The following is a 20,823-nucleotide window of genomic DNA, read 5'->3' as shown; positions in this document are numbered from 1 at the left end:
AAACATAACCCACTTAAAACCCAATAAACTAAATAATAATCCTTATTTTAACTTAATATTACTTCATCATCACAATATAAACCAATAAATATCAATTAACTAATCAATGAATTATGGAAGATCTCCTTAAAGTATTAAAGTATTAAAGTATTAAATTATTAAAGTATTAAAGTATTAAAGTATTAAAGTATTAAAGTATTAAATTATTAAATTATTAAATTATTAAATTATTAAATTATTAAATTATTAAATTATTAAATTATTAAATATTGTTTTATTTATTTTTCTTTTTGTGGTTATTGTTATATTTCTACATTTTTTCCAGTTATTTTTTTCATTTTTCTAATAATCGAAAGCTTTTTATATAATCAATTAAATATATCTTTTTATCATCTAATTCTTATTGAATTTATACTATTTTTATAAGTTATTGTTTTATTAGGTGAACTTTTAATATTTAATAAACTCTTTTTGGGATTTAATATTCCCTGGATGTGGCGTTAAGCTGAACAAGAGGTGTATTTTAATGTATAAACATATTAAAGATGCGTGGAAAAACCCTGATAATTCTTATGTAAGGGAACTTATGTGGGAAAGAGCTCCTCAGTGGAGAAAAGAAAAAGTAGTTCAAAGAATAGAAAGACCTACAAGACTTGATCGTGCAAGATCATTAGGTTATAAAGCTAAAAGCGGTTATGTTCTTGCTCGAACTCGTGTTAGACGTGGTGGAAGAAGAAAATCTCGTTTTACAGCAGGTCGTAGACCTAAAAGAATGGGTGTTAAAAAGATTACTCCTGCAAAATCTATTCAAAGAATTGCTGAGGAACGTGTAGCTAGAAAATATCCAAATTTAGAAGTTTTAAACTCTTACTGGGTATGGGCTGATGGTAAATTTAAATTTTATGAAGTTATCTTAGTGGATCCTAATAATCCTTCAATTAAAAATGATAATAAAATTAATTGGATTTGCGAAAACCAACATACTGGTAGAGTTTTCAGAGGCTTAACCAGCGCAGGTAAAAAAGGTAGAGGTCTTAGAAACAAAGGTAAAGGTGCTGAAAAAGTAAGATAATTATTTTATTTTACTTTTCATTACTTTTTATTTAATTTAGGTCCTATTTATTTCATGATACTAATAACACTGTTATAATACTAATAACATTATTAATAATAATTTTAATTCAATAATAATTTTAATTTTTAAATAGCTATCTCTTATCAAATATTTTATTTTATTAGCTATTTTTATCATCATTATTTATTCCACTATATTTATCCACTATATTTATTGGTTGTTATCAAATGATTCATAATATAAGATATAGAATTTTTGTATATGCTGATGAAGATGAAGAAAAACTCATAAACGCTCTTCATAATCTATTACCTACAGCTGAAGTTAACAGAGAAATAGCTGAAGGCTTTGATGAGAAACCTATTACAATTTTATCTGGTAGAATAGATAAAAATAGAGATATTAAAAATTTTGTGGAAAAACTAACTAACACACCACAATTTGATAAAAATAGTTTTATAGATAATCTAAGTAGAAAAATGGATGATAATGGGAATCTATTTTTGAGATTTTCAAAAGAATATGCTTATGAAGATGAACTTAAAATAATAGATTCTGGAGATTCTATTCATCTAAAACTTAAAATAGCTGCTTTTCCTGCAAAAAAGAAAATAGCTATTGATGTTATTAAAAATAATCTTTAATAGTAAATAGCTATTTAAACATTAAAATAAGGTAGGACTAATGATTATTAATTTAAAAAATCATTAAGGTGCAAAATAAAATGATTTTTCATGATTTTAATTTAAGAGGGGGGAAATTCAGCTCTGATTTAGAGTTAGTTAGAGAAGCCTATAGATTAGGTTGGAATCATGTTAATTTGATGTATTCTACTGATAATTATCTAAATTTGGATTATAAAGATGAATTAATTGAGGAATCCTTAAATTTAACAAGTGAATATTCTAAAGGACCAATTAGTATTGATTTTGGTGTTGAAATTAATGTTAAAAACCCTAATGATATTAGAAAGTATGTTAAAAAGTTTAGAGATTCAACTAATATAATATCTATTTGGGGTGGAGATATAAAGATTAATCGTATAGCTTGTGAAAATATACAAATAGATGTTCTTTCCCGTCCTTATTTTAAACGATATGATGCTGGTTTAAATCATGTTTTAGCAAAGGAAGCAGTTCGCAACAATGTAGCTATTGAACTTTGTCTTAATGATGTTTTAAATTCATATCTTACATACAGAGCTAAAATAATAGCTAATTTTAGAGATATTATTAAATTATATAAAAAATTTAAATTTCCATTAATATTAAGCTCTGGAGCAAAATCAATCTTTGATATCCGCACACCTCAAGATACATTTACTTTTTTCAAACTCTTAGGGCTTGATACTAATCATTTACAGAATTGTTTCAATAATAATCCAAGAAATATAATTAATTTTAATAAGGAAAGAGATAATATTGTTGTTCAAGGTGTTAAAAAGATTAGAAAATAGATATTAATTCTTAATTACTACTGCAACATTTATATGGCTTTATGATTGTATAATATTCAAATAAAGGTTTTTCGGTATCTATGAAACTTAAAATTTTACCTCCAACACTTAGACTTAATAATAGGTATCTTGTTTTAGATATTAAATCTGAAGGGAAGATTACAAAAGATGATTTGGTTTTAGCTACGTGGGATGCTTGCGTTAAGTTTCAAGGGGAACTTGGAACAAGTAATTTCAACTTATGGGTCATGAAATTTTTTAGCTTTAATTCTATTTCAAAACAAATGCTTAATGATTATCATACTAAATTTTATTATTATCGAGCTATTTTAAGGTGTGGTCGTAATTTTGAAGATGATGTTAGGGTTAGTTTATCATTAATCTCAAAATTTAATAGAAAAAAATTAGCTATTACAACAATTGGTACTTGTGGAACAATTAAGTCTGCTGTAAATAAATTTATTAATTAATCTTATTTTTTTTCATCTGTGGTATTAATAATAGCTATTGAATTTGTTTTCCTATTTCCTACATTTTACTGATTTATGTACATAAATTTGAATTATAATCTATGGTATTTATGTAATTTAGCTATTATCAATTAAAGTAATAAAATGTAACTTTAATAGAAAACTTTATAAACTCTTAAGTACATACATTATAATAGTATATAATTTTTATATGAATTTAAAATCTTTTGAAATGATTATATTATATACAAAAATCTGAAAATTTGAACTGATTTTTAAAATTCAAATAGTATTACTATTTATTGTGTTATTGAATTTTAAATAGTTTATTACTTAGTAAAATCATATAAATAATTTATATTTAATTATTATAGCTAATTTTGAGCATTATTTTTAAAATAGCTATTTTCCATGAAATATAATCCAAATCAATTATTATTAACTTAATTAATTTTATTAACATTTTTGTCAAAAAGAGAGGTAATTTAATATGCAACCATTACAAAATGCTGGATATGATAGGGCAATCACTGTTTTCAGTCCTGACGGAAGATTATTTCAAGTGGAATATGCAAGAGAAGCAGTAAAGAGAGGAACAACCTCCTTAGGTGTCAAATCAGATGAAGGGGTGGTACTTGTAGTTGATAAAAGAACCACAAGTAAATTAATTGAATCTAAATCTATTGAAAAAATATTTCAAATAGATGACCATATAGGTGCAGCTACTTCTGGGCTTGTAGCTGATGCAAGGGCTTTAGTTGAAAGGGCTCGTGTTGAATCTCAAATAAATAAGATATCTTATAGTGAACCAATTAGGGTAGAAACACTTGCAAAGAAAATATGTGATATGAAACAACTTTATACTCAAAATGGAGGTGTTAGGCCATTTGGTTCAGCACTTATTATTGGTGGAATAAGCGACAATATCTGCAAATTATTTGAAACCGATCCAAGTGGGGCTTTAATTGAATATAAAGCGACAGCAATAGGGTCTGGAAGATCTGTAGCTATGGAAGTCTTTGAAGAAAATTATAAAGAAGACATCAGCTTAGAAGGAGCTATTAACTTAGCTTTAGATGCTGTCTACGAAGCTACTGAAGGAAAAACCACTGCAGACAGTGTTGAAATAGCTATTATCGATAACAGCACTAAAAAATACAAAAAACTTTCAGATGAAGCAGTAGAAACATATGTTACTTCTCTGTTAGAGAGAAAAGATGAAAATGATGAAGAAGATGAGGAGACTTCAGAAGAAGAAATAAAAGATGAAGATTAATCTTCAGTTTTAATTTTTTTTAATTCTTTTCATTGTTTAGCTGTTGGTTATACTATTTGACTAATTATTAACCTTCTATTGTTTTTACTATTAATCCTGTTAGTAGTATTATTAATTTTACTTTTATCTAATAATTAAATTAATAATTCTATTATTTTCATTTATTATTTTTTCACTATTTTCCTTTTAGATATTTTCTATTGTTTATTTTGAGTAAAAAACTTTAAATTAACTTAATACAATATACTAATTATATAAATTCATTAAATAGATACTATTTATTTTATATTTATTTTATAGGTGATTATTAATGGTTAATATAGATGATGCTATCATTGCAAGATTAGAATCTCATGGTGAAAAGTTTGAGGTTTTAGTTGATCCAGATTTAGCAGCAGAATTTAAGAATCCTGAAAATAAGGATATTGCTATTGAAGATGTTTTAGCAGTTGAAGAAATTTTTAAAGATGCTAAAAAAGGAGATAAGTCTTCTGAAGAGGCTATGGAAACAGTTTTTCAAAATATTGATATTTTAGAAGTAGCAACTGAAATTGTTCAAAGGGGAACTATTCAATTAACTGCAAAGCAGAAAAAAGAAATGCAAGAAGAGAAAAGAAAATTAGTAGTTAATAAAATATCAAGAGAATCTATTAATCCTCAAACTGGACTTCCGCATCCTGTAAAAAGAATAGAAAATGCAATGGATGAATCAAAAATACATATTGATCCTTTTAAATCTGTAGATGAACAAGTAAAAACTGTTTTAAAAGCTATTAGGGTCAAAATACCAATACGCTTTGAAAAAGTGAAGGTAGCTGTTCATTTACCAGGTAATGTAGCAGGAACTGCTTTTAGCTCCATATCTCGGTTTGGAATAATCTTAAATGAAGAATGGCAACAAGATGGTTCATGGATAGCTATTGTTGAAATACCTGGAGGTCTCCAAGATGAATTTTCTGCAAAAATGGGGGAACTATCTGGGGGAAAAGCTGAAACAAAAGCAATTAAATAAATAAATCAGTTAAATAAAGTATTTACTTAAATAATTAATTGAATAGCTAAATTAAATATTATTTCCATATTGCTTTATTTTTTATATTTTCTATTATTCTCATAGTTCTTTTTTTATCTTTATTTTTAAATATTGTATTGTATCTGTAAAAAATAATTTTTGAAATAGAAAACCACACCTAAAATTTACAGTGTTATTTTTGCTATTTTTAGTAAACTATTAATATTAAAAGTTCATAAATATAGTATTACTTAGGAAATTATGGTGTTAAATATGGATAGAAAACAAATTGCTGTTGATTTTGCTAAGTCTTTAAATCATCCTGAAATCGTGAAAATTATTTTATTCGGATCTGTTGCACGGGATGAAGATACGGAGGATTCTGATATTGATATTTTAATTATTACGAGTAAAAAACAGGACAAAAGAATTATTGGTGATGATGTTTATGACAAAGTAATTGATGTTCTTATTAAAACAGGTGAACATATTTCAGTAAAAATTAAACATGATAGTTATTATACTAAATATAAGGATTTTTCTTTTTTTTCAAATGTTAATAAAGATGGGATTTTAATCCATTAGAAAAAATAAATAACAGGAATATTTATGGATGAAGAGGTTAGGCTAGAGTTTCACAGTGCTTATGGGCAATTAAAGACTCTGAAATTGCCATAATTAATGAAAGATACAACAATTCAGTTAATCGTTCTTATTATGCAGTATTTCATGGTGCTAAGGCATTATTACTTAAAAAAGGAATAAATACAAAGAGTCATAGAGGAACTCTTCAATTTTTTGGTAAAGAGTATATTAAAACAGGAGAGTTTAATCCAGGAATATCTAGAATTTTGTATAAGTTATTTGATGATAGAGAAGATGCAGATTATGATGTTAGAGTAGACTTCTCAAAAGATGATGCAATACACAATATTCAAAAAGCAAAAAATTTCATTGAAGAATGTGAAAAATTTCTGAAATAAACTTTAAATGTGTTCAGGAGAGAATAGGACAATATTTTAGGGAACATTTAAACCATTGGTACAGGATAGCACAGTTACTGAAGCCTAATAGATTTCTTGCCTGCGACTCCTCGATTTCTATAAGTCGGAGTAGTTAAAAGTCTCTATCAAGTAAAGTTTGCTTTGAAAAGTATAATTATTTTCCATTGAACTTCAAATCAATGATTAATGGGTTGAATGATTAATATAATTTTTAAATTTATTGTTTTTTTAAATTGTAGTTTATTTATTGTTTTTAATGATAATTCACAGTTAATTATGGTATTGATTTGAATTTTTTAATATTATTTTTTAGTATTATTCATAATAATCTATTTCCAATTTTGAATTTTTGAAATATCCTTTCAAATTGTTTATTTTTACAATATTCCTTTTTAATTTAATCTATAATATTTATTCTTGGTACTCTTTCTAAAATAAATTTTAAGTATACATGTATTAAAAATATTTAACTATGAGTAATTATAAATAATCATAAGATTAACATAATAATACCAATTATAAAAGTATTTTTATAAAATTATTATCTATTGCTTATCCAAATATTACATTATATGGCTTAAATTAATAATTATATATTTTTATCACTGTTCAATTCATTTAATGCTTAGATCGCCTTAGGGAGAATAAAGTGTATGATAAATGTAAAAGATAAATATTTAGTAGTTCCAAGTGAAATACTAGCTGAAGGAGATTATTATTCTGGAAGAGGAACTTTTAAGGAAGGGAGTAAAATATGCTCTTCATTAACTGGTTTAGTATCTATAAGAAATAAAAAGATTAGTGTAATTCCTCTAAAAAGCAAATATATTCCAAAGAGAGGAGATGTGGCAATCGGAGAAATCGACGATGTTCGCTTTTCAATGTGGGGAGTAAATATAAATTCTCCTTACTCGGGAATACTTCCAGCATCAGAGGTTTTTGGAAGAGAAAAAAACGACTTAAATAAAGTTTTTAAAGTTGGGGATGTACTATTTTTAAGAGTAGTAAGTGTTGATGAAGTTAAAAAAGTTAGATTAGGTCTTAAAGGTAGAGGAATGGGAAAATTTAGAGGAGGAATATTAGTAAATATCGCTCCAACTAAAGTTCCAAGATTAATTGGTAAAAAAGGCTCCATGATAAACATGATAAAAGATAAGACTGATTGTAAAATAGTTGTTGGTCAAAATGGTGTTGTTTGGGTTAAAGGTGAAAAAGAAATGGAGCTAATTACTAGAGACATAATAAACTTAATTGAAGCTGAAGCTCATACTTCAGGACTTACAAACAGAATCAAAGAAAAATTATATTTATTAATTGATGGTGAATTACCTGAAGACTTTAATTTAAATAATCCTGATGATGTTAAGGATAATGATTTTGAAGAGGAACTAGAAAAACCAGAACTTCAAGAATTTAATGAAGGTTTAGAACATTTTGAGGATAGTTTTAATAATGAGTTTAATAGTTCAGAAAACGAAAGTAAGGATTTAAGGGCTAAAAATGATATTGATAATAAAAATGAGGAGTTTAAATCTTATGGTGCTAATTTAGATAGTTTTAAGTCTGTTGATGTTGAACCTGTTAGTGATTTAGATGGTCTTAATTCTATTAATACTGAAAATATTCAGTTGAAGTCCATATCTATTGAAAATAGTGGATTAACTAAGCCTAATAATGAAATTAAGGCTCCTAACTTTTTAAAGGGTAAAAATTTAAAGATTCAGAATAAATCCTCTGACAACAGAATAAGCACAATAGAATATATTACGAATTCATCTATAATAATTGATAGTGTGAAACCTAAAACAAAAGAAGAACTTGAATTAATTAAGGAAAAATTAAAGTCTTTAAAGAAAAAAGAATAGATTATTCTATTTAAATTAATAATGATAATAAATAATTAGCATATTGGTAAAGATGAGAATATAAGAGGTGATTATAATCACAAATGATAAAGTTGATAGTGGGCGAGAGGATGGAAGAGCATTCGACGAAATCCGTTCTTTGAAAATTGAAGCAGGAGTCTTGAAACGAGCTGATGGTTCTGCGTATCTTGAAGTAGGTGGGAATAAAATAATTGCAGCTGTCTATGGTCCTAGGGAATCATATATTAGACGATTACTTCGCCCAGACACTGGAGTTATACGTTGTAGGTATAATATGGCTCCCTTCTCTGTAGATGATCGTAAAAGACCAGGTCCTGATAGACGGTCAACTGAAATATCTAAATTAACTGCTGAAGCACTTAGACCCTCTTTACTTCTGGAAGAATTTCCAAGATCTATGGTAGATGTTTATATAGAAGTTATTGAAGCTGAAGGAGGAACTCGGTGTGCAGGTATAACTGCAGCAGCAGTTGCTTTAGCTGATGCTGGAATTCCTATGAAAGATATTGTTGTTGGTTGTGCAGCTGGTAAGAATAATAATGAAATTGTCTTGGATTTATCTGAAGTTGAGGATAAAGAAGGTCAAGCGGATGTTCCAGTAGCTATTATGCCACGGACTGGAGAAGTTACCTTACTTCAAAGTGATGGAAATCTAACAGAAGAAGAATTTAATAAAGCTTTAGACTTAGCTATTGAGGGATGTATGAGGATTAGTGAAGTTCAAAGAGAGGCACTTAAGGCTAAATATGGAGAATAGTTAAATAGGGGTGAATAATATGAATATCATACCTGAAATTACAAAAAATAGTATAATTGGTCTTATAAATAATGAAGAAAGAGAAGACGGAAGGTCTCTTAATGAATATAGGGATATTGTTATTGAAACAGATCTTGTCTCAAAAGCTGAAGGTTCTGCAAAAGTAAAATTAGGCGATACACAAATAATAGTGGGTGTTAAACCTCAAATTGGTGAACCATTTCCCGATACTCCTGATTCAGGAGTTTTAATGATTAATTCTGAGTTTTTGCCTATGGCAGATCCTACATTTGAACCAGGACCTCCAACTGAGGATTCCGTTGAACTTGCAAGAGTTGTTGATAGATCAATTCGTGAAAGTGAAATGGTAGATTTAAAAAACTTATGTATTTTAGAAGGCAAGAAAGTATGGTTACTCTTTGTTGATTTACACATCATTGACTATGATGGGAACCTTTTTGATGCTGCAACACTTGCAGTTGTAGCTGCTTTATTGAATACAAAATTACCAATGGTTAAAATTGAAAATGACGAATTAATTGTAGATAAAGAAAATACATCTCCTTTAAAATTAACTGATAAAGTTACTTTGTGCACTGCTGTTAAAATAGGTGATAAAATGGTATTTGATCCTTCACTTGAAGAAGAAGCTATTTTAGATGCAAGACTATCTATAGGTATAACTGAATCTGGAAAAATATGTGCTATGCAAAAAGGAGGTAATGGATCATTATCTCAAGATGATATAAGAATTGCAGTTTCAACAGCTTATTCTTTATCTAAGAATTTATTAACTGCTCTTAATTAATTGTGCATACTCTGAATTGAAAAATAAAAAATTTTCCAATTCTCTCCTTATTGTGTTGAATACGATTAAAGTGCCATTGGGGAGATTTTACAATTTTCTATTTTGTGAAATCAGCGATTTAAACATTAAGTTTAAATACTTGCAGGAACTAATATTATCATTGGTAAGTTTTTACTGCTTATTTTTTCATTGTCTTTTGATTAGTTAATTTCAATTATTAGTTAATCTTTAGATTTCAATTATTATATTAAAGTTTATTAAAGTGATATTATGGCTAGAACTAAAAAAGTAGGAATTACAGGAAGATTCGGAGCTAGATATGGTAGAAAAGCTAAAAGGTCTGTAAAATCCATTGAAGAAAACATGAAAAAGAAACATGTATGTCCTAAATGTGATAGACCTTATGTTAAAAGAGTCAGTGCAGGGATATGGAAATGTAAAAAATGTGGTGTCACTTTTACAGGTGGGGCTTATGTGCCACAAACTCCTATGCTTAAATCTGCTGCTCGTAATATAAAAAGAGCTGTTGGAGGTCAATAATTGTATAGATGTTTAGAATGCGGGGCAGAAATCGATCTTAAAAGTTACATGGAAAATAAATGCCCTAGTTGCAGATATAGGATTCTTGTTAAAAAAGTTCCTGAAGTTAAAAATGTTATTAAGGCGAAATAAGTAATATTTTGGATTTAATTAAACATTTGGATTTAATTAATAACTATTTATTTAGTTTATTTTATTATTAATTTTTAGATAATATAATTAAAAGCATCATTTAGTTAAAAATATATTAATTAGATGTATTTTATTAAATATGTACTTTTTAAACAATATTAGGTTATTTTATGCTTATTTCTTCATCACGTAAACCTTCTCAAAAAACAAGGTCTTTTTGTAAGAATTTATCTAATGCCTTGGATTTTCCATATATTAATCGTGGAAAAATGAGTATTAGGGATTTGTTCTTAAAAGCACATAGTGTGGATGAAAATTCATTAATTTTAGTATATGAAAATAAAGGAAATCCATCTAAAATAACTTTTTACAATGAAAATGGTGATGAAGGCTTATCACTTATTATCTCTGCAAAAATAACTAAAGAACGGCTAAATATTGATACTAATTATTTAAAATTACAGTGTGATTTTCCTAAACTTGAAGTATTAAGTGAAATTATGAATATACCTACTGGAAAAAATATTGTTGGTAATTATATTCATATTAAAAGCTCAAATAAAAATGATAACATAGCTATTATTGAATTTTACAATAATAAAGATTCTAAAATCGATTTTGAAATAGCTATTAAAAAAATTATAACTTAATCTAATTGAGTATTTTTGAGTTATTTTCATAAATTTATTTTCATGGTATGATTTAATGATATTAACTGATGATAAAACTCAGATTGTTAATAATGTAAACAGTACTATTTCTCTTGAGTTTGATAGCTTAGAGGAATCTCAACTTGTTTACAAATCAGTTATAAATGAAGTTAAAACTTCTCCAGATTATAGATCTAAGCTGAATTTAGCTATTAAAGATAATTTTATACATATTACTATTGATTCTCAGGATATGACTTCATTTAGAGCTTCAATTAACTCTATTATCAAGTGGATTAAATTATCTTTAGAAATTATTAATTTAACTAAATTTTAAGATATTTTTAATGTTTTAAGTTTTATTTAATTTTCATATTAATAATAATTTTAGATATAATTAAATATTATAAAATTTAAATTGCAATATTGATAATTACTTAGTTAAAATTATATTAAATCTAATTATTATATTTAATTTATATATTAATTTAATCATGTAATTCAATGATAATTTTCATGATTATTATGTATGTGATTATACAATTTATTTAATACATTTTATTTAAAATACAATTTATTATTAAAATAGGTGATTATATGGACGTTCCTCAAAATATACAACATCAAATAAATCAATTTCAACAGTTACAACAGCAAGCTCAAGCTGTTACAGTTCAAAAACAAAATGTAGATATTCAAATTAAAGAAACTGAAGTTGCAATTGAAGAGCTTAAGAAAACGGAATCTGGTGCTGAAGTATTTAAAACAGCAGGTAATATTCTTATTAAAGTGGATAGGGATGAGATCAATGATGAACTCACTGAAAAGTTAGAAACTCTTCAACTTAGAGAAAAAACAATGGCTCGCCAAGAAGAAAGAGTTTTAAAGAAACTTCAAGAAATGCAAACATCAATTCAAGATGCTATGAAATTAAGTCCTCAATAAGTGTACATAATTTATTTTAACTTTTAGTTATTATTTTATTCAATACTTTTATTATCTAATATTTTTATTATTTTTATTTCTAATGCTTTTATTATTTTTATTTTTTCTAATAATAGTTGGAGTGTAATTTTGAAAAAACTTAAGTCTTTGAATCAAGAAGAATTAGATGAAATCTCAGATTTTTTATCTTCAACAGCTATTGATTATATTTTATCTAAAGTTTCATCAAAAGAATTACTTGATATAGATGTTAATATCGAAATTTCATATAAAACTGAGCTTGATGTAGATATGAGCATTGCTCTAGATTTTGATGAATTTTCTTCATGTAATAATGAGCTAATTAACCAAACTATTGATATTTCTTTAAGTGCTCTTGATTCATTTTTAGATAGTTATCGTGAATAGCTATTTTGCATTCTATGGTGGATATTTCATACTAATTTTGTAATTTATTTTTTATTTTTCAAATTTTATTTATTATTATTATTATTATTTTGGACAAGGAATTTGAAAAATAAAAGATTTTTTCTATATAATTCTAACAATTCTCACTTTAATTGTTGATTTCAATTAAAGTACCTATAATGAGGTTTTGCAAAATTTTCTCTTTTGCTAAATCAGTGTTTTATATTTAACTTCAAAAAATCTAAAACTTTTTATATTATATTTAATAAATGTAATAATTACTGCATACAATTTTGATTAATTGTTTTAATAGTATATTTAAATTAATAATTTTTCATGTATTATTTATAGTAAGAGGATTGCAATGAAAAAATCTACTTATGTCTCTATTATAATAGCTATTATATTATTGTTCGGAGTATTTTTATATGTTGCGTCTCAGTTTAGCTTAGTAGAGCCAGTTGGACGTTTAACAATTACAAAAGTCGGCAATCCTGATATGTTTCCAGGACATGCAAATGCAGAGGTTCTTTCTGAATATGCTGCGAAAAAAGGATCTAAATGTATTTTAGTTGTTCATTATGGTGGGGATTCTAATTACCGTAACTTTGATGAGGATGAGCAGATTTTAGCTCCAGATGGAGTATCGGTTTTAGAACTTGCTTTTGTTGATCCTTCAACATATAAAACCTATGTTGACTGGGGAGAGGTTATTCAAACGTTTTTATTTGGAATTCCTGAGGATAGATATGATTATAAGGCTGATGGTATTTATTTCAATACTCTTGATGAAGCTTTAAATTATATTGATCGGTTAGCTGTGGATAGAGGTCAAGAGGGACCAATACCTATGTTTTATCATGGAACTGTAAGGGAAGGTGATCCTTACTTAAATCCTGGTTGCGGATTCCCATTATATACTCAAATTGCTTGGAAGTATTATGGGCGTCTTGGTGCATATTATTACATAGCTAAGGGGTTAATTTGGCCGTATATTTCAAATAAATATTATCCTTATGAAATAAGTCATTTATCTGATTTACAAAGGTTGTATAACTATAATCAACTTAATTATAGATGAATTTATTATTATTTCTCTTTTTTATTATTTCTCTTTTTTATTTATGTTATTCTATTTATCTTATTTTTAAACCAATATAATTATTTTAGATAACTTATACAGTGCTTTAAATAGCTTATCTTTATTCCATTGCTATTATTTTTTTAAATTTTAATGATTTTTAGGTATACCTAAACATTTATATATGTAGATAAATATAATTATTTTTAGGTGTCCCTAAACTTTTCACTTAATAATTTTTCACAATTATTTTTAGGTATTCCTAAACATTTATATATGTAGAATTTCATAATATTTTTAGGTATTCATAAAAATTAAATTTATGAATAAGTCATGTTAATGTTGAATATAATGTCTATATCAATATAATTAAATTGTAAAGTGGTATCATGAACGAAGAAAAATTTCAAGGAACTGTTAAAACATTAGATGAACTTAAAAATGGTGAAGAAGGAACTATAATATCTTATAACAATGAAGGTGATGCTAATCTAAAAAGACATCTTCTTGATATGGGATTTGTAAAAGGATCTAAAATAATGTTGGAAAAAGTGGCTCCTTTAGGTGATCCTCTTAAACTCAGATTAAAAGGTTATTCAATTTGTTTTCGTAAAAATGAAGCAAAAAACATTAAAGTTCAGATATTAGATTAATATTTGTTAATTAAGTAGATTATCTTATATTCGGGCTTTTGAACTATGATGAGTTAAATAAATTCATAGTATGGAGAAAATATCAATGGAAATTATAAAAGTAGGATTAGCTGGAAATCCAAATGTAGGTAAAACGACATTATTTAATAATCTTACAGGTATGCATCATCATGTAGGTAATTGGCCAGGTAAAACTGTTGAAAAAGCAGAGGGTCATTTAGACTTTAAGGATTATAAACTTGATATAATTGATCTCCCTGGAAATTATGCATTAAGTGCATATTCTATTGAAGAAATTATTTCAAGGGATTTTATTGTTGATGAAAGTTCTGATGTTATTGTTAATATTGTAGATGCAACTAATTTAGAAAGGAATTTATATTTAACAACGCAAATGATGGAACTTGGAGCAAATTTAATTATTGCATTGAATATGAATAAATTTGCCAAGAAAAAAGATTATGATATCAATATAAAAGAATTATCAGATCTTTTAGGAGTGCCTGTTGTAGAAATTGAAGCTATAGATGATACAGGTAAAGAAAAACTATTAGAAACAATTGAAAAAGCTGCTAACGACCCTATAAACAGTAGTAAAAAATTAGTTTATGGTAATGAACTAAAAGAACATATTTCTGAGCTTCGAGGTGTCATTGAAAAAGATGAAAATTTAATGGAGGCTTCTTCTTCATGGACAGCTATTAAACTTTTAGAAAATGATAAAATTATTACAGAAAAAGTTAAAGAATCTCCAATTTTTAAGGAAATATTTGTTGAGTTAGATAAGGTTGAAAAACATTTAAAAGATGTTTTCAATGAAACTCCTGAAGAAATAATAGCTAATTATCGTTATGCTTTTATTGAAGGCTTATTAAAAGAATCTGTTAAAAAACCAGTGTTTGAAAAACCTAGTTTTACTGAGAAATTAGATAAGTATGTTACGAATAAAATTTTAGGAATTCCTATATTTCTTGTTATAATGTGGTTAGTTTTCCAAATAACTTTCACAGTAGGAGCACCATTTCAAGAACTTATTGATGGAGGATTTACTTGGTTAGGTGAGATAATATCTGCAACATTAGGAGAAACGGTCTTGTCTTCATTCATTGTTGATGGTCTTATTGGTGGGGTAGGTGGGGTACTTACTTTTATTCCAGTTATTGTCCTGATGTTTTTAATGATAAGTATACTTGAAGATTCTGGCTATTTAGCAAGAGCTGCATTTGTAATGGATAAAGTAATGCATAAATTAGTGGGTTTACATGGTAAATCATTTATTCCCATGATTTTGGGTTTTGGTTGTGGTGTACCTGCAATAATGGCTACAAGAACAATGGAACACGAAAGAGATAGAATATTAACTATGCTTATAGTTCCTTTCATGTCTTGTACTGCAAGATTACCAGTTTATGCACTATTTGTTGCAGCATTTTTCACTTCGTATCAAGGTGAAATTGTATTCTCATTATATATTCTTGGGATTATTGTAGCTATTATTGTAGCAGCTATTCTTAAGAAATCATTGTTCAAAGGAATTACAAGTCCTTTTGTTATGGAGTTACCTTCTTATAAATTGCCCTCTTTAAAAGGTGTTTTAATCCATACATGGGAAAAATCATTAGGGTTTATTAGAAAAGCAGGAACAATTATTCTTGCAGCAGCTATTATCGTCTGGATTTTAAGTAGCTTACCTATTGGAGTAGATTATGGTTCACAAGAAAGTGTAATAGGTCAAATAGGGACAGTGGCTTCTCCAATTTTTGAACCTTTAGGCTTTGGAGATTGGCAACCTTCAGTTGCTTTATTATTTGGCATAGTTGCTAAAGAAATTGTTGTTGGAACATTTAGCTCTTTATTTGGAGTAGCCGAGGATGGGGCAGGAATAGCTACGGCAACCGAGGGTGGGGCAGGAATAGCTACAGCAGTCCAGGGATTATTCACTCCTTTAACTGCGTATGTATTTATGGTATTTGTATTATTATATGTTCCATGTTTTGCAGCATTAGGTACGATAAAACAAGAAACTAACTCATGGAAGTGGCCATTAATAATGGTTGCTGTTACTACTGTAACTGCATACATAGTTTCATTTATTATTTATCATGGAGGTTTATTATTGGGATTCGTATAACATGATCAGTATAATTCTTGATTTAGCTTGTATTTAAATTATATTAACTTATAAATTTTTTTAATTAATTTTTAATTAATTAATTTCTTCTTTTTTTTGTTTTGTATAGTTGTTTTAAAACATAGTACTTTAAAATATAGTTATATGCAGTTATTCTAAAGGTGAAAATTAATGGAATGTAGAAGATGTGGTTTTGAATTTGATGAAAAAAAATCTGGACAAAGCTGTAAAGGATGTGAAAAAAGTAATTGTAATGTGGTGCACTGTCCTAATTGTGGTTATGGTAACTCTCCAGCTTATGAAGAAGAATTTGGGTTCATAATTTCTTTAAAAGAGAAATTAGGACTAAAATAATCTTATTTTGAAATACTATTTAATACTGCAATATTTTATTCATGATTTATAACTATTTTTTAATTATTTCTATCTTTATATTTAATACTTTATTTATTTTTATTATTAATTTTTTATATTATTTATTTCTATTTTTATATTTTATATATAATTCTTTTATAATAATGGAATATATAATTTAATTTAATTAACATGTATATATTATAGAAAGTTTTATTAACATGAAATTATAATATATATAACATACAATAAATTTGTATAATAAATGACTCAAAATTTAGGGTTGTAGTTAATAGTCGATATAAACATTTTAAAAGTTGGTGAATTTTATGGAACTTAAGGAAATATTTTCAGATAGTCTTCGTTTTCCATCTAATAATTGGACAAAGTTGTTAATACTTGGTGTATTTTTAGTTATTGGGAATTTGCTTGTAAATCAGGTATATTCCACATCTTTGGGTAATTCTACACCTATACTTATTTTAGGATTAGTTCTTTCAATAATAGGTCTTATAGTATATTTAATTGCAGAGGGGTATGTTTTTGATGTACTTCGTAGTACAATCAATGGAATTAATGAATCGCCCGATTTTAACTTTGTTAATAACTTAGTTGAAGGAATAAAAGTTTTTGTTGTTGAAATTGTGTACTTTATAATACCTTTTATTATAACTGTAATACTTGTTTTTATAACTGGGTTGTTATCTGTAGAAAGATTGTTTGGTAATCCAATCACTGGTAATTTTGTAGATGTAAGTGCAGTACCAATATTGCCAATTGTTATTGTAAGTATTGTGGTGTTAATACTTTTCATAATTTTTGGATTGTTCTTACAAATAGCCATTTCACGAATGGCAGATACTGGAAAACTTTCAGAAGCATTTAATTTTAAAGAAATATACAATACCATTGGACAAATTGGATGGGGAAATTATATAGTATGGTATATAGTTTTATTCTTAATAATTCTCTTAATTGTCATTGCTTTAGGTTTAGTATTTGGTCTTTTGTCTTTACTTTTATTAATCCCAGTTATTGGCTTAATAGGAATTGTTTTAATTTTTGTTTTGTTTATAATTGTTTCATTACTCTTGCATCCATATATAATGTTATTTAGTTCAAGAGCTTTAGGATTATTATATCTTACTAAAGATTCTAAAAGTGTTGTTACAGAGAATAAAACTGATGATTCAATAGAAAGTGAAAGTGATAATAAGGATGAATCTACAGAGGAATTATAGTCTAATTTAAAATTAATAATTTAAACAAAACTTTTAATTTCTTTTAATTTCTTTTTTTAACTATTTTTTGTTTATTATTTTTAGTATTTTTATTATTTTTAATAATTTATTATTAATTTTTTGTTAAATTGCAGCAATTTTTAAATTATATGCTATTTATATTTATATTAATTTATATTAATATTTAATTTTAAATAAAATAATAATAATAATAATGTTGGTAATATGGTTAAAATAATTCCTGTAATGGATTTAATGAATGGTATGGCTGTTTCTGGTAAATCTGGGAATAGGTCTACTTATTCTCAGCTTAAAACTATTTTTAGTCCTGATTCTAATCCAATAGCTATTTCTAATTCACTGAAGTTAACTGGTGCAGATGAAATATATATTGCTGATTTGGATCTAATTGAAAAGCAAGGGAACAACTTGGATAAAATTAAGATGATAAATACTTTTGTGCCAGTGATGTTAGATTGTGGGATTTCTACATTTAAGTCCTTTAAATTCTTTTTAGACTTTGCTTATAAAATAATTGTAGCTACTGAAACATTAGAGTCAATAGATGAGCTTTATAAAATATTTGATAAAATAGGTAGGCAGAGGATTGTTGTAAGTGTTGATATAAAAGATAATGAACTATACTCAAATAGTTTGGATATTGACCTTAATGAGTTTAAAAATGTTTTACATGACATTAATCCAGATGAAATAATATTATTAGATATATCAAGGGTTGGCACAGAAAAAGGAATTAATACAAAACTCATAAATGAATTTTCAGAATTTAAAGAAAATATAATTTTAGGTGGAGGAATAGCTAATGATAATATTTCTGAAATGGATAAGTTAGGAATAAAAAAAGCTTTAGTTGGTTCAGCTATTCATAATGGGGAAATAGACCTATCTTCTAATTTATATTAAACAATTAATCATACTAACATATATTATTTAGATAGATAATTGTAATGAGATAGCTAATTGTTAATTATATTATTAGATTAACATGGGTAATATTACAAATGGAGTAAATGCAGCTATTATAAAAAGAGCTGACCCTATAATTGTGTTTATATTTCGTTTATCCATAATTCCAGAGCTTATTAAAATGACTCCAAGAAATCCTAAAATAATTGGGATAATTCTTGAGAAAATCATTGTTCCACTGAATACTGTTGTTGCTGCCATATTATTCACGTTTTAGTTTTTTTAATTATATTATTATAGTTAATATTTTTTGTAATTAATTAATTATTATATTAAAGAATATATTAATAATTTATATATCTTGTTTTTAATAAATATAATTTTCTTAAATATTACCTATTTTTTTACTTAAAAAAGATTATAAAGTAAAAGGTTATATATTTAAAAATCAAATTCTTATTAATTAAAATTTATAATTAAAACTATTATTTTATCTTTAGCTATAATATAAATTTAATTAATTCAGTTAGTTTTATTAATTATAGTTATAAAATAGCTATTTAATTGAGTATATGGAGATTTAACTTATGGAAAAAGGAACTAATGTTTTGAAAGAAGGTTTTGCTAAAATGACTAAGGGCGGAGTCATTATGGATGTTGTTAATGCTGAGCAAGCAGTTGTTGCTGAAGAATCTGGAGCAGTTGCTGTTATGGCGCTTGAAAAGGTTCCTGCAGATATTCGGGCTGCTGGAGGAGTTGCAAGAATGGCAGATCCTAATAAAGTTCAGGAAATTGTTGATGTAGTGAAAATTCCAGTTATGGCAAAAGCAAGAATTGGTCATATTGCAGAAGCTCAGATATTACAAACACTTGGAGTAGACATGATCGATGAAAGTGAAGTACTTACTCCTGCTGATGAAGAATATCACATTAACAAGAAAGAATTCACAATACCTTTTGTATGTGGGGCACGAAATTTAGGGGAAGCTTTGCGTAGAATTGATGAAGGTGCAGCAATGATTAGAACTAAAGGTGAACCAGGAACTGGAAATATTGTTGAAGCAGTTAGACATATGAGAAAAGTAATGGGTGAAATCCGTACAATATCTGGTAAGGATGAAGAAGAACTTAGAAACTATGCTAAATTAATTGAAGCTCCGCTCCCACTTGTTAAGAAAACTGCAGAACTTGGAAAACTTCCAGTAGTTAATTTTGCTGCTGGTGGTGTGGCTACTCCTGCTGATGCTGCTTTAATGATGCAACTCGGCTCAGATGGTGTTTTTGTAGGCTCTGGAATATTTAAATCAAAGAACCCTATTGAATTTGCTAAAGCTATTGTTGAAGCAACTGCAAACTATGATAAACCTGATGTTCTTGCTGAAGTTTCAAAAGGTCTTGGTGAAGCAATGAAAGGTTTAGAAATATCTGAAATTGCCGAAGCTGATCGTATGCAAGAGCGTGGATGGTAAGTTAATGAATTTAATAGCTATTTCTATTTAGCTATTGTATTATCATTATATGTTTTTTGCAATAATTTCTACTAATTTTTGTGGTTGTTGTACCTTTGATTATAAGTTGTGCTATGTGTTTTTGGCGTTGACTGGAGTTAATGTATTAACACTTGACAATGAATGTCATTATTTCCACATATAGCTATATTATGTTTATAAATATTTATCTTTAATTAATCAAAGATATGATATTTTAATTAATTATTATTATTTTAATGAGAGCCTAAAATTTTGTTTTAGGTTTGATGTTGGTTTGGTAGATGTGGTGATATTTAGTTGTAGAATATTACTTGATAATTATTATACAATTATATTTCCGTCTATTATTTATTTTCTGTCTTTATGTACTTCTATAGTCAAAATAATTTGTTTTACTATGTTTTCTGTCAAATCTGTTTGATCCTGGCAGAGGCTACTGCTATTGGGGTTCGATTAAGCCATGCAAGTCGAACGAATTTATATTCGTGGCGTACGGCTCAGTAACACGTGGATAACCTACCCTTAGG

Annotated in this window: 24 protein-coding genes, 1 rRNA gene and 1 pseudogene; all 26 read left to right on the top strand. The window is 26.8% G+C overall.

Features of this window, described 5'->3' with window-relative positions; translation table 11 throughout:
* Positions 1-526: 526 nt before the first annotated feature.
* Positions 527-1,072, top strand: a complete 546-nt coding sequence (locus MBFIL_RS05665) for a 50S ribosomal protein L15e (RefSeq protein ID WP_066972301.1) — start codon at positions 527-529, stop codon at positions 1,070-1,072.
* A gap of 230 nt (positions 1,073-1,302) precedes the next feature.
* On the top strand, positions 1,303-1,719 hold the full coding sequence (locus MBFIL_RS05660) for an RNA-binding protein (protein WP_066972299.1): 417 nt from the start codon (positions 1,303-1,305) through the stop codon (positions 1,717-1,719).
* Positions 1,720-1,799: 80 nt separating this feature from the next.
* Positions 1,800-2,531, top strand: coding sequence for a ribonuclease P protein component 3 (gene rnp3, locus MBFIL_RS05655; RefSeq protein ID WP_084266320.1), 732 nt, complete (start codon positions 1,800-1,802; stop codon positions 2,529-2,531).
* 80 nt (positions 2,532-2,611) lie between these two features.
* A complete protein-coding gene (locus MBFIL_RS05650) occupies positions 2,612-3,001 on the top strand; it encodes an Rpp14/Pop5 family protein (protein ID WP_066972296.1) in 390 nt (129 codons plus the stop codon).
* A 490-nt stretch (positions 3,002-3,491) separates the two neighbouring features.
* On the top strand, positions 3,492-4,277 hold the full coding sequence (gene psmA / locus MBFIL_RS05645; RefSeq protein ID WP_066972293.1) for an archaeal proteasome endopeptidase complex subunit alpha: 786 nt from the start codon (positions 3,492-3,494) through the stop codon (positions 4,275-4,277).
* A 310-nt stretch (positions 4,278-4,587) separates the two neighbouring features.
* On the top strand, positions 4,588-5,289 hold the full coding sequence (locus tag MBFIL_RS05640; protein WP_066972290.1) for a ribosome assembly factor SBDS: 702 nt from the start codon (positions 4,588-4,590) through the stop codon (positions 5,287-5,289).
* Positions 5,290-5,550: 261 nt separating this feature from the next.
* On the top strand, positions 5,551-5,874 hold the full coding sequence (locus MBFIL_RS05635) for a nucleotidyltransferase domain-containing protein (protein WP_084266319.1): 324 nt from the start codon (positions 5,551-5,553) through the stop codon (positions 5,872-5,874).
* A gap of 68 nt (positions 5,875-5,942) precedes the next feature.
* Entirely contained in the window at positions 5,943-6,272 is a 330-nt protein-coding gene (locus MBFIL_RS10180; RefSeq protein WP_084266318.1) for a HEPN domain-containing protein, read from the top strand.
* A gap of 674 nt (positions 6,273-6,946) precedes the next feature.
* A pseudogene (gene rrp4 / locus MBFIL_RS10995) lies at positions 6,947-7,753 on the top strand (exosome complex RNA-binding protein Rrp4); the annotation flags it as partial.
* A gap of 475 nt (positions 7,754-8,228) precedes the next feature.
* A complete protein-coding gene (rrp41, locus tag MBFIL_RS05625; RefSeq protein WP_157078696.1) occupies positions 8,229-8,936 on the top strand; it encodes an exosome complex exonuclease Rrp41 in 708 nt (235 codons plus the stop codon).
* A gap of 19 nt (positions 8,937-8,955) precedes the next feature.
* Entirely contained in the window at positions 8,956-9,744 is a 789-nt protein-coding gene (rrp42, locus tag MBFIL_RS05620; RefSeq protein ID WP_066972284.1) for an exosome complex protein Rrp42, read from the top strand.
* 270 nt (positions 9,745-10,014) lie between these two features.
* Positions 10,015-10,284: a 50S ribosomal protein L37Ae gene (gene rpl37A / locus MBFIL_RS05615; protein WP_066972281.1), complete on the top strand. Its 270-nt coding sequence runs from the start codon at positions 10,015-10,017 to the stop codon at positions 10,282-10,284.
* The gene (locus tag MBFIL_RS05610; protein WP_066972278.1) at positions 10,285-10,416 is read left to right on the top strand and encodes a DNA-directed RNA polymerase subunit P; all 132 of its coding nucleotides are present in this window, start codon (positions 10,285-10,287) and stop codon (positions 10,414-10,416) included.
* 170 nt (positions 10,417-10,586) lie between these two features.
* Positions 10,587-11,066 (top strand): Brix domain-containing protein, encoded by a 480-nt coding sequence (locus MBFIL_RS05605; RefSeq protein WP_066972275.1) that lies wholly within the window; start codon positions 10,587-10,589, stop codon positions 11,064-11,066.
* A 55-nt stretch (positions 11,067-11,121) separates the two neighbouring features.
* Positions 11,122-11,403 (top strand): KEOPS complex subunit Pcc1, encoded by a 282-nt coding sequence (locus tag MBFIL_RS05600; protein WP_066972272.1) that lies wholly within the window; start codon positions 11,122-11,124, stop codon positions 11,401-11,403.
* A 260-nt stretch (positions 11,404-11,663) separates the two neighbouring features.
* A complete protein-coding gene (locus MBFIL_RS05595) occupies positions 11,664-12,011 on the top strand; it encodes a prefoldin subunit beta (RefSeq protein WP_066972269.1) in 348 nt (115 codons plus the stop codon).
* Positions 12,012-12,140: 129 nt separating this feature from the next.
* Entirely contained in the window at positions 12,141-12,419 is a 279-nt protein-coding gene (locus tag MBFIL_RS05590) for a DUF3194 domain-containing protein (protein ID WP_066972266.1), read from the top strand.
* 499 nt (positions 12,420-12,918) lie between these two features.
* Entirely contained in the window at positions 12,919-13,500 is a 582-nt protein-coding gene (locus MBFIL_RS05585) for a hypothetical protein (RefSeq protein WP_245637461.1), read from the top strand.
* Positions 13,501-13,889: 389 nt separating this feature from the next.
* Positions 13,890-14,153: a FeoA family protein gene (locus MBFIL_RS05580; protein ID WP_066972260.1), complete on the top strand. Its 264-nt coding sequence runs from the start codon at positions 13,890-13,892 to the stop codon at positions 14,151-14,153.
* An 85-nt stretch (positions 14,154-14,238) separates the two neighbouring features.
* Positions 14,239-16,284 (top strand): ferrous iron transport protein B, encoded by a 2,046-nt coding sequence (gene feoB / locus MBFIL_RS05575; RefSeq protein WP_066972257.1) that lies wholly within the window; start codon positions 14,239-14,241, stop codon positions 16,282-16,284.
* Between the two features lie 171 nt (positions 16,285-16,455).
* Positions 16,456-16,638, top strand: coding sequence for a hypothetical protein (locus MBFIL_RS05570; protein ID WP_066972254.1), 183 nt, complete (start codon positions 16,456-16,458; stop codon positions 16,636-16,638).
* Between the two features lie 329 nt (positions 16,639-16,967).
* The gene (locus tag MBFIL_RS05565) at positions 16,968-17,879 is read left to right on the top strand and encodes a DUF4013 domain-containing protein (protein ID WP_066972251.1); all 912 of its coding nucleotides are present in this window, start codon (positions 16,968-16,970) and stop codon (positions 17,877-17,879) included.
* Between the two features lie 225 nt (positions 17,880-18,104).
* Positions 18,105-18,803, top strand: a complete 699-nt coding sequence (locus tag MBFIL_RS05560; protein WP_066972248.1) for a HisA/HisF family protein — start codon at positions 18,105-18,107, stop codon at positions 18,801-18,803.
* Positions 18,804-18,885: 82 nt separating this feature from the next.
* Complete coding sequence (locus MBFIL_RS10575) at positions 18,886-19,083, top strand: hypothetical protein (protein ID WP_066972245.1); 198 nt, start codon at positions 18,886-18,888, stop codon at positions 19,081-19,083.
* 310 nt (positions 19,084-19,393) lie between these two features.
* Entirely contained in the window at positions 19,394-20,275 is an 882-nt protein-coding gene (gene pdxS, locus MBFIL_RS05550; RefSeq protein ID WP_066972242.1) for a pyridoxal 5'-phosphate synthase lyase subunit PdxS, read from the top strand.
* Between the two features lie 431 nt (positions 20,276-20,706).
* Positions 20,707-20,823 (top strand): 16S ribosomal RNA (locus tag MBFIL_RS05545); the annotation flags it as partial.

Origin of the sequence: Methanobrevibacter filiformis (assembly GCF_001639265.1) — an archaeon.
GTDB lineage: Archaea > Methanobacteriota > Methanobacteria > Methanobacteriales > Methanobacteriaceae > Methanacia > Methanacia filiformis.
The sequence above is the reverse complement of the archived record's forward strand: the minus strand, read 5'-3'. Positions and strand labels throughout refer to the sequence as shown.

What these genes read in the sequence shown, in the direction of transcription:
- rrp42 (WP_066972284.1), top strand. Translation starts at nt 8,956, where the DNA reads ATGAATATCATACCTGAAATTACAAAAAATAGTATAATTGGTCTTATA.
- pdxS (WP_066972242.1), top strand. Translation starts at nt 19,394, where the DNA reads ATGGAAAAAGGAACTAATGTTTTGAAAGAAGGTTTTGCTAAAATGACT.
- MBFIL_RS05640 (WP_066972290.1), top strand. Translation starts at nt 4,588, where the DNA reads ATGGTTAATATAGATGATGCTATCATTGCAAGATTAGAATCTCATGGT.
- MBFIL_RS05660 (WP_066972299.1), top strand. Translation starts at nt 1,303, where the DNA reads ATGATTCATAATATAAGATATAGAATTTTTGTATATGCTGATGAAGAT.
- MBFIL_RS05665 (WP_066972301.1), top strand. Translation starts at nt 527, where the DNA reads ATGTATAAACATATTAAAGATGCGTGGAAAAACCCTGATAATTCTTAT.
- MBFIL_RS05600 (WP_066972272.1), top strand. Translation starts at nt 11,122, where the DNA reads ATGATATTAACTGATGATAAAACTCAGATTGTTAATAATGTAAACAGT.
- MBFIL_RS05565 (WP_066972251.1), top strand. Translation starts at nt 16,968, where the DNA reads ATGGAACTTAAGGAAATATTTTCAGATAGTCTTCGTTTTCCATCTAAT.
- rpl37A (WP_066972281.1), top strand. Translation starts at nt 10,015, where the DNA reads ATGGCTAGAACTAAAAAAGTAGGAATTACAGGAAGATTCGGAGCTAGA.
- feoB (WP_066972257.1), top strand. Translation starts at nt 14,239, where the DNA reads ATGGAAATTATAAAAGTAGGATTAGCTGGAAATCCAAATGTAGGTAAA.
- MBFIL_RS05650 (WP_066972296.1), top strand. Translation starts at nt 2,612, where the DNA reads ATGAAACTTAAAATTTTACCTCCAACACTTAGACTTAATAATAGGTAT.
- MBFIL_RS05635 (WP_084266319.1), top strand. Translation starts at nt 5,551, where the DNA reads ATGGTGTTAAATATGGATAGAAAACAAATTGCTGTTGATTTTGCTAAG.
- MBFIL_RS05560 (WP_066972248.1), top strand. Translation starts at nt 18,105, where the DNA reads ATGGTTAAAATAATTCCTGTAATGGATTTAATGAATGGTATGGCTGTT.
- rnp3 (WP_084266320.1), top strand. Translation starts at nt 1,800, where the DNA reads ATGATTTTTCATGATTTTAATTTAAGAGGGGGGAAATTCAGCTCTGAT.
- MBFIL_RS05595 (WP_066972269.1), top strand. Translation starts at nt 11,664, where the DNA reads ATGGACGTTCCTCAAAATATACAACATCAAATAAATCAATTTCAACAG.
- MBFIL_RS05585 (WP_245637461.1), top strand. Translation starts at nt 12,919, where the DNA reads ATGTTTCCAGGACATGCAAATGCAGAGGTTCTTTCTGAATATGCTGCG.
- psmA (WP_066972293.1), top strand. Translation starts at nt 3,492, where the DNA reads ATGCAACCATTACAAAATGCTGGATATGATAGGGCAATCACTGTTTTC.
- MBFIL_RS10575 (WP_066972245.1), top strand. Translation starts at nt 18,886, where the DNA reads ATGGGTAATATTACAAATGGAGTAAATGCAGCTATTATAAAAAGAGCT.
- MBFIL_RS05570 (WP_066972254.1), top strand. Translation starts at nt 16,456, where the DNA reads ATGGAATGTAGAAGATGTGGTTTTGAATTTGATGAAAAAAAATCTGGA.
- MBFIL_RS05580 (WP_066972260.1), top strand. Translation starts at nt 13,890, where the DNA reads ATGAACGAAGAAAAATTTCAAGGAACTGTTAAAACATTAGATGAACTT.
- MBFIL_RS05605 (WP_066972275.1), top strand. Translation starts at nt 10,587, where the DNA reads ATGCTTATTTCTTCATCACGTAAACCTTCTCAAAAAACAAGGTCTTTT.